The following is a 13258-nucleotide window of genomic DNA, read 5'->3' on the forward strand; positions in this document are numbered from 1 at the left end:
TTTTACTGAATGTATTGAAAATACACAAATGTAGATTGTTTTGTGGACCCGGAAACGATAACGCTGATGTTTTGGGAAACGGGGACGCTGGAATTGTTGTACTGGTAGGCGTACGTGGTTTCGGAATTATAGCCCACCAACACGTCGGTAATGGCGTTGTTGGCGGAGAGCAGGGGCACGATATTGTCCAGGGTGCCGAGCATAAAGGGGAGGTCTTTGACGGTTTTGTATGGGTTATAATACCCGTCATACGTATACGAAACGGTGTAGGCAGAACTGGCGGTGCTAACAAGGACCTGGCTGATGTCTTTTTTGGACGTCCAGGAAAAGGTATCCCAGTACTGCTCCGAAACGACACCGGTCGAGCTGTCCAGCACGAAATGATAGCTCATGGCCAGCATGCCACCCGTGGCCAGCACCAGGGAATCATAGGCGTAAGTATTGGTCCCCGGATTGTAGCGGATACGCAGCAGGTCGCCATTGGATGCATAGTCGAAGTTCGTGGTGACCGGACCGGAGGCGGCATTGGAATCAGCGGGGCTTTGGAGTTCGGACAGTTTGCCCCCGCTGTATACCGGGATGATCGTGGTATACGTCGTATCGATCGGATTGCCGAGCGAATCCGTCTCACCTGCGTCGGGCATATTCAGGGTAATGACCTTTGACACGGAATGGTCGCTGTTGAAACGGACCTCCGTAAACAAATTGTTCCCGCTTTTCTGTACGAGATAACCGCTCAGCCAGGTATTCGAAGGACCCGCGGTACCGCCGTCTACACTAAGACCGGAAGGAGAGGAGTCGTGTTTACTGCACGCAGAAAGACATACAAGGAGAATAAAAGCCGCGCTGGCGAGCTTCTTTTGCATAGGATCGGATTTTGGTCCCTAAATATAGCGCTTTTTCCTTTGATAATCTACCTGGTATTTCTCCTGCATAATCTCCTGGACCGGTTTCTGCTGGATCTTGCTCTCCAGCCAGGAAATAATGTCCAGGTACATAAAGGACCGGCTTTCCAGCGGGCTGTTTTCGTACTTAAGCAGTTTATCCCGGAGGGTGACAAAGGCTCCCCGGACCTGGTTGGGTTTGAGGAAAAAGGATTTCCGCAGGAACTTGAAGACTTCCTCTTCCACCACGCTCAGGTTTTGCATCTTGGCCATAAACCGGTAGACCGACTTGATCAGGTATTCCAGGAGCTCCCAGTGCCCCAGCTCGTAGTGGGCGATGAGGTGGAGCAGACGGGCATAGCACTGGAGGTCCGTGCGCAGGTCCACCTTCCAGTGGATGATTTTGTTCAGGTATTCGATGGCCCGCTCGTTGTCGCCGCTCCCGAAACAAAGACACGCGATCTTGTAATAAAAAACCAGGACCCGGTGCCGGTCCATGTGGATTTCGTAAGCCTCCAGCTTCTCCTCGATCTCCGGGATCAGCGCCAGCCCTTCCGTAAAGGTTCCTTCCATAAAGTGCCGGTCGATCTTGGAGATGTACAGGTATACAAAGGACTGGACCGTGGTCGTGGTGTTGCGGCTGGCCAGCTCCGAATGGGTAAAGTCCTCGAACGCCTGGAGGGTAGGCATAAACTTCTCGTGGTTGAGCAACACAAAATGCGCGATCAGCAGGTTGTGCACCCCCTTGATGTATTGCACCGTTTCCACCCCCTTCATGATTGGGTTCTGCTCGAACAGGTCCACCCATTTCTGGCAGCTCCGGTAAAACAGGAGGAAGTCCTGGAGGATATAGTGGTACCAGCAGTGCGCCTGGTAGAGGTACAGCCGTTCGTAAAAGCTTTCGGCCGACTTGGCGCTCGAAGGCAGGTTGGTTTCGAAAAAAGCCTTGACCGCCAGGACGTCTTTTTCGTCCCGGGCGTGACCCATCTGGATATACCAGCCATACAACTGAAGGGCCAGGTTTGACAGTTTCCCTATCATCAGCCACTGCTCGTTGACCTTTTCGGTTTCCCGGGCCAATTGTTCCGCCCGGTTTTCCATACTCCGGGTGATGTGCAGGGATTCGATCTTTTTTTCAAAGGTCAGGGCCTGGAGGATATACGAAAGCTGGTGGTACTCGTAGGCGTGCTCCTTGATCCGGTCCAGGATTTTGAGGCTCTGGTTGTATAAGGCTTTGTCATACAATATTTTAGCATAATCCATCTGCTCATGGAGGTCGATGTCCACGTTATTGGCGTCCTGGATCAGCCGGAGGGAAGACAATATTTGACGGAAAAGCTGCGCCTTTAAATTCGAGAGCTGCTGCTTTTTTATGGCCGGGTTCTTACGGAGAAGGGTATCTTCATCGTATGCGTCCATTTTGTCCAGGGCGTCGAAAAGGGTGACCACCTTCAGGTCCTCCGCCTCCGAGCCATGCCGGGTCACAAAGAGCTTAAAATTGCGTTTTTCGGCCTTTTGCAAAGATTTAACCAGTTGAAACACTTCATCTCTTGTTCTATTGGGCATCGTAATTCATTTAGGGTGAAATCCGCGTCCACAGTCGCTTTGGTACCATTTGGGGGGGGATAGCCAGTGTATTTACCCTTCCATTTTGATTTGAAATCGATAACATGCAAAGATACCTTCGTTAGAGGTACCAAAAAAAGGACCTTGCCCATGCCCGACAAAATATTCATTTTCGACACCACCCTCCGGGACGGAGAACAGGTTCCTGGCTGCAAACTCAACACGAAGGAGAAGATTGAGGTAGCGCAAGCCCTGGAGGCCCTGGGTGTGGACATTATCGAAGCGGGTTTCCCTATTTCCAGCCCTGGAGACTTCGAATCCGTAGCCGCCATTTCGGCCCATGTCAAGGATGTTACCGTGTGCGGCCTGACCCGCGCGGTGGAAAAAGACATCGAGGTGGCCGCCGAGGCCCTCAAAAAAGCCCGTCATCCCCGTATCCATACCGGTATCGGCAGCTCTGATATCCACATTAAGCATAAATTTAATGCGACCCGGGAGCAAATCCTGGAGCGTGCCGTAAAGGCAACGGCATACGCCCGTAAGTTTGTCCCCGACGTAGAGTTTTTTGCAGAGGACGCAGGCCGGGCCGACTTAGGCTTCCTGGCGCGCATGATCGAGGCCGTGATCAAGGCCGGTGCAACGGTCGTCAATATCCCGGATACCACCGGTTATTGCCTTCCGCACCAGTACGGCGAGCGGATCGCCTACTTAGTGAACAATGTTCCCAACATCGATAAGGCCGTCATATCCTGCCATTGCCACAATGACCTCGGCCTGGCCACCGCCAATTCCATTGCCGGCGCCATTGCCGGCGCCCGCCAGATCGAGTGTACGATCAACGGGATAGGGGAGAGAGCCGGGAATACCTCCCTCGAAGAGGTCGTCATGGTGATCAAACAGCACCAAAGCCTCGGTCTTTATACCGGAATCCATACCGAGCACCTGAACCCCATCAGCCAGCTCGTGTCAGAAACCATGCGCGTTCCCGTCCAGCCCAACAAGGCCATCGTCGGCATGAACGCCTTCGCCCACAGCTCCGGCATCCACCAGGACGGCTTCCTCAAACAAGCCGAAACCTACGAGATCATCCGCCCCGAAGAGGTTGGCGCCGCGGGCTCCCTGATCGTCCTCACCGCCCGCAGCGGCCGTTCGGCCCTGGCTCACCGTTTCCGCAAGCTGGGCTACGAGTTCAACCGCAACGACGTGGACGTGTTGTACGAGCGCTTCCTGGTGGTGGCTGATAGCAAAAAAGAGGTCGAGGACGCCGATTTGAAGAGCCTCGCGCATCAGTACGAGAAAGAAACCGCGACCGTGTAGCGCGCCGCCCGCGGGCGCCCCTGGCGCCCTGAATGCGAATACCGGCGCCCGCAGGGCGCCCACAAGCGAACTTTTAAAAGCTATGATAGATGGGAAAGACATTATTCGATAAAATCTGGGAAAAACACGTTGTAAAGTCCATACCCGACGGCCCCGACGTATTGTACATCGACCGGCACCTGATCCACGAGGTCACCAGCCCGCAGGCCTTCAGCGGCATCGAGCAGCGCGGCGTCAACCTCTTCCGCCCCCAGCAGATCCTGGCCACCGCGGACCACAACGTCCCCACCGAAAACCAACACCTCCCCATCCGGGACGAACTCTCCCGTAAACAGGTCCAGATGCTCACCGACAACTGCGCCCGTCACGGCGTGGAACTGTACGGTCTGGGGCACGCCTACCAGGGGATCGTACACGTCATCGGGCCCGAACTGGGGATCACCCAGCCCGGGATGACCATCGTCTGCGGCGACAGCCACACCTCCACTCACGGCGCCTTTGGTTCCATTGCCTTTGGCATCGGCACCAGCGAAGTGGAAATGGTCTTTGCCTCCCAGTGCCTGCTCCAGTCCCACCCGAAACTCATGCGTATCCGCGTGGAAGGAGAGTTAGCCGGCGGCGTCGTTGCGAAGGATATTATTTTATACATCATTGCCCGGATCTCTGCCGCGGGCGCCACGGGTTATTTCGTGGAATTCGCCGGCTCCGCCATCCGCGCACTCAGCATGGAGGCACGGATGACGGTCTGCAACATGAGCATAGAAATGGGCGCCCGTGGCGGGATGATTGCGCCCGACGAGACGACTTTTGCCTACATGAAAGGACGACCCTTTGCTCCCCAGGGTGCCGAATGGGACCGCAAAGTCGCCGAGTGGCGCCAGCTCGTTTCCGACGCCGATGCCGTGTTCGATAAGGAAATCGTCATCGACGCCGCCGCCATCGCCCCCATGATCACCTACGGCACCAACCCCGGCCTGGGTATCCCCGTGACCAGCAACATTCCCACGCTCGATACCGTCGCCGACGACATGGAAAAAAGGGTCCTCTCGAAAGCCCTCCAATACATGGGCCTCGAAGCCGGCAAACCCTTGCTGGGCATGCCCGTTCAGCACGTCTTTATCGGCAGTTGCACCAACTCCCGGATCGAAGACCTGCGCATGGTCGCCTCCGTGATCAAGGGCCGCCACCGCGCCGAATCCGTCAACGTCCTGATCGTCCCCGGCTCCCAACAGGTCGCCGCCCAGGTCAAAGCCGAAGGCCTTGACAAGATATTCGAAGAAGCCGGTTTCGTGATCCGCCAGCCGGGTTGCAGCGCCTGTCTTGGTATGAACGAAGACAAGGTCCCCGCCGGCGAGTACTGCGTCTCCACCTCGAACCGCAACTTCGAGGGACGCCAGGGCGCGGGCGCGCGGACGCTTCTCGCGAGTCCGCTGACCGCGGCCGCGGCGGCGATCACCGGACGTGTTACCGACATTCGTGAGTTAATTGGATAGTGTATGCCAGAGTTGAAATGGAATGCCAATCTTTACGACGATAAGTATGCCTTCGTCTCCAAATACGGCGAAGACCTCATCGGCTGGCTCGCCCCCCAAAAGGGCGAAAGCATCCTCGACGTAGGCTGCGGCACCGGCCAGCTGGCGGCGGAAATCGCCGAGTACGGCGCCCGGGTCACCGGTATGGACCAATCCCCGCAGATGATCGAAAAAGCCCGCGCGGCCTATCCCGGCCTGCCATTCGACGTCAAGGATGTCCGGGACTTTACATACGGCGAACCCTTCGACGCCCTGTTCTCCAACGCCATGCTGCACTGGGTCGACGACCAGGAGGCCGCCATCGCCTCCATGTACCTAGCCCTGAAACCCGGTGGACGTCTCGTCCTGGAGATGGGCGGCAAAGGCAACGTCCAGGAAATCATCCAGGCCCTTGAAGAAGCGATGTGGGAAGCCGGTTGCCGGGAACGCCTGACCGGTGAAGGATGGTACTTCCCCAGCATCGGGGAATACACCAGCCTCCTCGAAAAAGGCGGCTTCCGGGTAACGACCGCCCTTCATTTTGACAGGGAAACACCCCTGGAAGGTGGAATGGAGGGCTGGATCCGGATGTTTGGTGGATTTCTTTTCCGCCTTTTCTCGCCCGAAGAAACCAACAAGATCATCGCGCGGGCCGTCGAGCTCCTCAAACCCGGCCACTACCGGGGAGGCGCCTGGTACGCGGATTACAAACGACTCAGAATTAAAGCGGTTAAATAAAACTTATGAACGCATTTACGACGATCACCTCCAGGATAGTGCCCATGCCCATGGAAAACGTGGATACAGACCAGATCATTCCCGCCCGCTTCCTCAAGGCAACGACCAAAGAGGGCTTTGGCGAGAACCTGTTCCGCGACTGGCGCTACGACGCGTCCGGTGCCCCCGTCCGGGACTTTGTGCTCAACAACCCCCTTTACGAAGGCCAGGTCCTCGTCGCCGGTAAAAACTTTGGCTGCGGTTCCAGCCGCGAGCACGCCGCCTGGGCCATCGCCGACTTCGGCTTCCGCGTGGTGGTGTCCAGTTTTTTTGCCGACATTTTTCGCAACAACGCCCTCAACAACGGCCTGTTGCCCGTCCAGGTCTCCGAGCCCTTCCTGCAAAAGCTCCTGAACCTCGACCGTACCGCCACCATCACCGTCGACCTCGCTGCCCAAACCATTGCGATCGACGCCACCGGTGAGAAAGAAAGCTTTGCCATCAACGGCTATAAAAAGACGTGTCTGCTGAATGGGTACGACGACATCGACTACCTCCTCAGCATCCGTCCCGAAATTGAACAGTATGAGCGTTCCCGGTCATAGTGAACCCGCCACCGGCGGCCCGGGCGCTTCGCCCGGGCGAACCGCCGCGGCGGCGCCCTCCGCGCCTTCCGGGGCGTCCGCCGGGCCGGCCCAGGGCGCCGCGCCCTTCCTCAGCGCCGAGCTCCTGACGATCCAGGCCGGAGCCCGTCCGCTGCTGACGGACCTGACCTTCGTCATGGGCCGCGGAGAGCACTGGGTACTGACCGGTCACGCGGGCGTCGGCAAATCCACGCTCGGAAAAGCGCTGTGCGGTCTGATCTTTCACCGCGGCGCCCTCCACATCGACTACGCACCCCTCGCCACCCCCGGCGCCGCCGCCCCCCGGGCGTTGTTCGTCGATCAATGGCACCACTTCAAGGACCACACGGGTCTGTCTTCTCAATTTTATTACCAGCAGCGCTACAACAGCCAGGATGCTGAAAACGCGGTGACGCTGCTCGAAGAATTGCTGGCCGCCGCGCCCGGCGCCGAGGCCGAAGCCTGGGGCTTGTTGCGTGCGCTTCACGTCGACCACCGCGCTTATGCCTCCCTTGTACAACTGTCCAGCGGGGAACATAAGAAACTCCAACTGGCCCGCGCCTTCATCTCCAAGCCGCAGCTCCTGGTGCTCGACAATCCCTATCTCGGGTTGGATACCGCCACCTGCGCCAACCTGGAGGCCCTTTTTGAACAGGCCGCCGCGGTGGGCACCCAACTGATCATCATCGGCGACACGGCGAATCTGCCGTCCGTCGTTACGCATATCGCCACCTTGTCGGACGGCTCTTTGGAGATCGTACCGAAGGCGGCGTATCAACTTATTCATAGCGCGCCTACGGCGCTGCCGCCGGCGCCGATCATGTTGCCGGCGTATCTGCGTGACGCGCCGTTTTCCGGAGAGGGCGCGCCCCCCGCTTTCGCGACCTTCCTCCGCATGGAGCACGTCCACGTCCAATACGAACACAAACTCGTCCTCGACAACATCGACTGGACGGTTCGCCGGGGCGAACACTGGTGGCTGAAGGGCCACAACGGCGCGGGAAAGTCCACGCTCCTGAGCCTGGTCGTCGGCGACAACCCGCAGGCATACGCGAACCCCATTTATCTTTTTGACAAAAAAAGAGGAAGCGGTGAAAGCATCTGGGATCTAAAAAAGAAGATCGGCTATATCTCCCCGGAGCTCCACTGGTATTTTGACCAGCAAACCACCTGCGCGGGCGCCATCGCCACCGGCTTTTTCGATACGACCGGTTTGTATAGGGCGGTCAGCGAGGAACAACGCGAGGTGGTCAACCAATGGCTGGAGGTATTCGACCTGACTCCCTTCCGCGACAAAAGATTGCAGGACCTCTCGATCGGCCGTCAACGGCTCACGCTGCTGGCGCGAGCCCTCGTCAAAAATCCGCCTGTATTGATCCTCGACGAACCCTGTCAGGGGCTGGACGAAGACCAGGCCGCACACTTTATCCGTGTCGTCGACAAGCTCATGGAGCACCCCGGCCGGACTTTATTATATGTCAGCCACCGCCTGGACCAACTACCGAAGTGCATCGACCATGTACTGGCGCTGGAGGCCGGACGGCAAGTAGAAAAAGGACCTTATCATTACAAAACTCAAACCGTACAACGTTAAGTCATATGAACAAAAACATTGCCGTCATTAATGGAGATGGGATCGGCCCGGAAGTGACGAAACAATCCGTCAAGATCCTGGACGCCGTCGCCGCGCGCTACGGGCATACGTTTCAGTATACCTATTGCCTCATGGGCGCGGACGCCATAGACAAGACGGGGAGCCCGTTACCCGACGAGACGATCGAAGTGTGCCTGTCGAGCGATGCCATTCTTTTCGGTGCCATCGGCCACCCGAAGTATGACAACGACCCCACCGCCAAAGTAAGACCGGAGCAAGGGTTGCTCAAGCTGCGCAAGTCGCTCCAGCTCTTTGCAAACATCCGCCCCGTGAGCACGTATTCCACGCTGCACCACTTGTCTCCCCTGAAGAGCAAGAACCTGGAGGGCGTCGATATGGTGATTTTCCGTGAACTGACGGGCGGAATTTATTTTGGAAAAAAACAACTCAGCGAAGACGGCAACACCGCCCTCGATGAGTGCACCTACACCCGCGCCGAAATCGAACGCGTCAGCCGCCTGGCTTTTGCGTATGCCCAAGGCCGGCGCAAACACCTCACCCTGGTGGACAAGGCCAACGTCCTGGAAACCTCCAGGTTGTGGCGCAAGGTCGTCCAGGATTTGTCGCCGGAATACCCCGACGTCAAGGTAGACTTTATGTTCGTGGACAACGCCTCCATGCAACTCATGCTGAACCCCAAACAATTTGACGTCGTCCTGACCGAAAATATGTTCGGGGATATCCTGTCCGACGAGGCCAGCATCATCAGCGGGTCGCTGGGCATGTTGCCCTCCGCTTCCGTGGGCACCGGCTCGGCCCTGTTCGAACCCATCCACGGGTCTTATCCCCAGGCGGCAGGCAAGGACATCGCCAACCCCACGGGCTCCATCCTGTCGGCGGCCATGTTGCTGGACCACCTCGGCATGGCGGAAGAAGCCTCCCAGGTAAGGGCAGGGGTAGAATGGACACTCGCCCATGGCTTTGTGACGAAAGACATCGACCCTGTTAATTATTATAGTACGTCGACGATCGGGGACCTGATCCGCGACTATGTGGAGCAAAAGCTCCCCGCGGGCGTGGATCGTGAGCACCTGTCGATCAGCAAATCGACGATTATATAAGTCGCAGCGGCCCGCCGCCGCAAAGTGGCGGGCCGCACAAACGCCCGTATGCCGCGCAGGACGCGGGATTTGAGGAAAATAAATTTTGCAGTGTAACAATGAATAGATACATTTGTTTGACGACAATTACACCATGTTATCCAACCGTCACATCAATGCTATCTTTCACAGTGCAGTAGTGGTCCGCATTATTGTGGTCGTGGTGATTATTATTATTGGCCGAACTGGAGGTGGTGTCGTGTAGACCAAAACAAACGAAACTCGAACCGCCTCCCCCAAAGAGGCGGTTTTTTTTTGCGGCCGCGGGCCGCGCACAACGATAAAAACGAAAACCCGAAAAGGACAATGGAATTGAACAAGTACTCGAAGACGCTTACGCAGGACCCGACCCAGCCGGCCGCACAGGCCATGTACTATGGGATCGGCCTGACGGACGAAGACCTGAAGAAGGCACAGGTGGGCATTGCGAGCATGGGTTATGACGGGAATACCTGTAACATGCACCTCAACGACCTGGCACAGGTGGTGAAGAAAGGGGTGTGGGCGAGCGACCTGGTGGGCCTGATCTTTCACACGATCGGAGTCAGCGACGGCATGGCGAACGGCACGGATGGGATGCGGTTTTCGCTCGTCAGCCGGGACATCATTGCAGATTCGATCGAGACGGTGTGCGGCGGCCAATATTATGACGGCCTGATCGCCATCCCGGGTTGTGACAAAAACATGCCGGGTTCGTTGATCGCCATGGGCCGGTTGAACCGCCCGGCGATTATGGTGTATGGGGGTACGATCGCACCGGGGCACTATAAAGGTCAGGACCTGAACATCGTGTCCGCGTTCGAAGCCCTGGGGCAAAAGATCGCCGGCAAGCTGAGCGACGCGGACTTCAAGGGCATCGTGATGAACTCTTGTCCGGGTGCGGGCGCCTGTGGCGGGATGTACACGGCCAATACGATGGCGGCGGCGATCGAGGCGCTGGGCATGAGCCTGCCGTACTCTTCATCGAACCCCGCGCTGAGCGAAGAGAAACAAAAAGAATGCGCCGCGGCAGGCAAAGCCATCCGCCTGTTGCTCGAAAAAGATATAAAGCCCTCCGACATCATGACGCGCAAAGCGTTTGAAAACGCGATCGTCACGATCATGGTCCTGGGCGGCTCCACCAATGCGGTGCTCCACCTGATCGCAATGGCCAAGGCGGTCAACGTCCCGCTGACGCAGGACGATTTCCAGGCGATCAGCGACCGGATACCGGTGCTCGCGGACTTCAAACCCAGCGGCAAATACCTGATGCAGGACCTGCACGATCACGGCGGTATCCCGTCGGTAATGAAATACCTCCTGTCCAAAGGCCTGCTCCACGGGGATTGCCTGACGGTGACGGGGGCGACACTTGCGGAAAACCTAAAAAATGTCCCCGACCTCAACTTCGAGACACAAAAGATTATCTACCCCCTGGAACAACCCATCAAACCCACCGGCCACCTCCAGATCCTTTACGGGAACCTGGCCGGCGGCGGCAGCGTGGCCAAGATCACCGGCAAGGAAGGCGAACGCTTCTCCGGCCCGGCCCGAGTTTTCGACGGGGAACACGAACTGATCGCGGGGATCTCCAGCGGCCGCGTCAAAGACGGGGACGTAGTGGTCATCCGCTACGTGGGCCCAAGGGGCGCCCCCGGCATGCCCGAGATGCTCAAACCCACGTCGGCCCTGATCGGAGCCGGTCTTGGCAAGTCGGTGGCCCTGATCACGGACGGCCGCTTCAGCGGCGGCACACACGGCTTTGTCGTGGGGCACATCACCCCCGAGGCCTACGAAGGCGGCGGGATCGCCCTGGTCCAGGACAACGACCTCATCGAGCTCGATGCTGTCAACAATACGATCAACGTAAAGCTGTCCGACGCGGAGCTGGAGCAACGCCGTAAAGCATGGAAGAAGCCCGCTCCGAATGCAACGAAAGGTATCCTTTTCAAATACGCCCGCTCCGTAAAGACCGCGGCCGAAGGCTGCGTAACGGACGAACAATAAACCATTCATTCTATCAAAACAGACGATATGGAAACGGCCAAAATAACGAAGACCCAAGCGCAAGGCGCAGCCGCGCAGACGGCGGGCGCGCAGGGCGCAGCCGCAGGCGCCACGCCGCAAGCAGCTGCAACGGGCGCCGCCAGCGGAGCCGCCGCGACAAGCGCCGCCGCCGCAGGCGCCGCACCTGCGGCGCAGCCCACGACCACCCTCACCGGCTCCCAGGCCGTCCTGGAAGCCCTCCTGGCGGAAGGCGTGCGCACCATCTTCGGCTATCCCGGGGGCGCGATCATGCCGATCTATGACGCCCTTTACGACTACCAGGACAAACTCGAACACATCCTGGTGCGGCACGAGCAAGGCGGCATCCACGCCGCCCAAGGTTTTGCGCGCACCTCCGGACAAGTGGGCGTGGTCTTCGCCACCAGCGGCCCCGGGGCGACGAACCTCGTGACCGGTCTGGCGGACGCCATGATCGACTCCACGCCGCTCGTGGCGATCACCGGCCAGGTGTTTGCGAGTCTGCTGGGGACGGATGCTTTCCAGGAAACCGACGTCATCAACATCACCACGCCGGCCACCAAGTGGAACTACCAGGTCACCGATGCCACGGAGATCCCCGCGGCCCTGGCGAAAGCCTTCTATATCGCCCGAACCGGCCGTCCCGGCCCGGTCCTGATCGACATTACCAAGAACGCGCAGCAACAAAAGTTCGATTACGCGGGGTATGTTCCCTGCCAGCACGTCCGGAGCTACCGGCCGAAACCCATTGTCCGTAAGGAATACGTCGAACAAGCCGCAAAACTCATCAACGGTGCCAAAAAGCCCTTCGTCCTTTTTGGACAAGGCGTTATCCTGGGGCACGCCGAAGCGGAGTTCAAGGCCTTTATCGAAAAGGGCGGCCTGCCCGCGGCCTGGACGGTCCTTGGGTTGAGCGCCCTGCCGACCGACCACCCGCTGAACGTGGGGATGCTGGGCATGCACGGCAACTATGCCCCCAACGTCCTGACCAACGAGTGCGACGTCCTGATCGCCGTGGGGATGCGTTTTGACGACCGCGTTACCGGCAGGCTGGACAAATACGCCAAACAGGCGCAGGTTGTCCACCTGGACATCGACCCCGCGGAGATCGACAAGAATGTAAAGACCACGGTCCCTGTCTGGGGAGATTGTAAAGAGACGCTCCCGTTGCTGACCGCCTTGTTGGAGAAAAAGACACATTCCGAGTGGATGGGCAAGTTTAAAGAGTTAGGGAAAAAGGAAGTGGAGGCAGTCATCCATAACGAACTCAACCCGACCACCGAGCAAATGACGATGGGCGAGGTCATCAAGATCCTCAACGAGCTGACCGGTGGAGACGCCGTGATCGTCACCGACGTCGGTCAACACCAGATGGTCGCCTGCCGCTATGCGCACTTCAACAAGACGATGAGCAACGTCACCTCCGGGGGGCTGGGCACCATGGGCTTCGGCCTGCCCGCCGCCATCGGCGCCAAATACGGGGCGCCCGACCGGACGGTGGTCGCCATCATCGGGGACGGCGGTTTCCAGATGACGCTCCAGGAACTGGGGACCATCATGCAGTTTGGGGCCGAGGTCAAGATCCTCATCCTGAACAACCAGTTCCTCGGCATGGTCAGACAATGGCAGCAACTCTTCAACGATAAGCGCTATTCTTTTGTCAACATCACCAGCCCGGACTATGTGGCGCTGGCCAAAGCATACAGCATCGAAGGTGCCAGCATCAACGTAAGGGCGCAGCTCAAAGGGGCTTTGAAGACCATGCTTGACCACAAAGGATCGTATCTCCTGGAAGTCATGGTAGGGAAGGAAAATAATGTTTTCCCCATGGTACCCCAGGGCTGCAGCGTTGCCGAAATCCGTCTTTCTTAAACTTTGGATT

The 13258-nt window shown here is 58.1% G+C and carries 10 protein-coding genes; 8 read left to right on the forward strand and 2 right to left on the reverse strand.

Annotated elements, in window-relative coordinates:
- Positions 1-2 precede the first annotated feature (2 nt).
- Together EDB95_RS25530 and EDB95_RS25535 are read right to left on the reverse strand one after the other, a co-directional pair.
- Positions 3-866: a hypothetical protein gene (locus EDB95_RS25530; RefSeq protein WP_133999350.1), complete on the reverse strand. Its 864-nt coding sequence runs from the start codon at positions 864-866 to the stop codon at positions 3-5.
- An 18-nt stretch (positions 867-884) separates the two neighbouring features.
- Positions 885-2450: a hypothetical protein gene (locus EDB95_RS25535; RefSeq protein ID WP_133999353.1), complete on the reverse strand. Its 1566-nt coding sequence runs from the start codon at positions 2448-2450 to the stop codon at positions 885-887.
- A gap of 150 nt (positions 2451-2600) precedes the next feature.
- On the opposite strand from EDB95_RS25535, the gene EDB95_RS25540 reads away from it, so the two are divergent.
- The 8 genes from EDB95_RS25540 to ilvB all read left to right on the forward strand — a co-directional run bounded on the left by EDB95_RS25540 (position 2601) and on the right by ilvB (position 13248).
- Positions 2601-3767 (forward strand): 2-isopropylmalate synthase, encoded by a 1167-nt coding sequence (locus EDB95_RS25540; RefSeq protein WP_133999356.1) that lies wholly within the window; start codon positions 2601-2603, stop codon positions 3765-3767.
- Positions 3768-3856: 89 nt separating this feature from the next.
- Positions 3857-5260, forward strand: coding sequence for a 3-isopropylmalate dehydratase large subunit (leuC, locus tag EDB95_RS25545; protein ID WP_133999359.1), 1404 nt, complete (start codon positions 3857-3859; stop codon positions 5258-5260).
- Positions 5261-5263: 3 nt separating this feature from the next.
- Positions 5264-6016 carry a class I SAM-dependent methyltransferase gene (locus tag EDB95_RS25550; RefSeq protein WP_133999362.1) on the forward strand — a complete coding sequence of 251 codons (753 nt, stop codon included), beginning with the start codon at positions 5264-5266 and terminating at the stop codon, positions 6014-6016.
- A gap of 5 nt (positions 6017-6021) precedes the next feature.
- Positions 6022-6600: a 3-isopropylmalate dehydratase small subunit gene (gene leuD / locus EDB95_RS25555; protein ID WP_133999365.1), complete on the forward strand. Its 579-nt coding sequence runs from the start codon at positions 6022-6024 to the stop codon at positions 6598-6600.
- The gene (locus tag EDB95_RS25560; protein ID WP_162852791.1) at positions 6581-8212 is read left to right on the forward strand and encodes an ATP-binding cassette domain-containing protein; all 1632 of its coding nucleotides are present in this window, start codon (positions 6581-6583) and stop codon (positions 8210-8212) included. The genes leuD and EDB95_RS25560 overlap by 20 nt, the downstream gene beginning before the upstream one ends.
- Before the next feature lie 5 nt (positions 8213-8217).
- Positions 8218-9333 carry a 3-isopropylmalate dehydrogenase gene (gene leuB, locus EDB95_RS25565; RefSeq protein ID WP_133999371.1) on the forward strand — a complete coding sequence of 372 codons (1116 nt, stop codon included), beginning with the start codon at positions 8218-8220 and terminating at the stop codon, positions 9331-9333.
- 345 nt (positions 9334-9678) lie between these two features.
- Positions 9679-11358, forward strand: coding sequence for a dihydroxy-acid dehydratase (ilvD, locus tag EDB95_RS25570; RefSeq protein ID WP_133999374.1), 1680 nt, complete (start codon positions 9679-9681; stop codon positions 11356-11358).
- Between the two features lie 27 nt (positions 11359-11385).
- The gene (ilvB, locus tag EDB95_RS25575; protein ID WP_133999377.1) at positions 11386-13248 is read left to right on the forward strand and encodes a biosynthetic-type acetolactate synthase large subunit; all 1863 of its coding nucleotides are present in this window, start codon (positions 11386-11388) and stop codon (positions 13246-13248) included.
- Positions 13249-13258 lie beyond the last annotated feature (10 nt).

Origin of the sequence: Dinghuibacter silviterrae (assembly GCF_004366355.1) — a bacterium.
In the GTDB taxonomy this organism is placed as follows: domain Bacteria; phylum Bacteroidota; class Bacteroidia; order Chitinophagales; family Chitinophagaceae; genus Dinghuibacter; species Dinghuibacter silviterrae.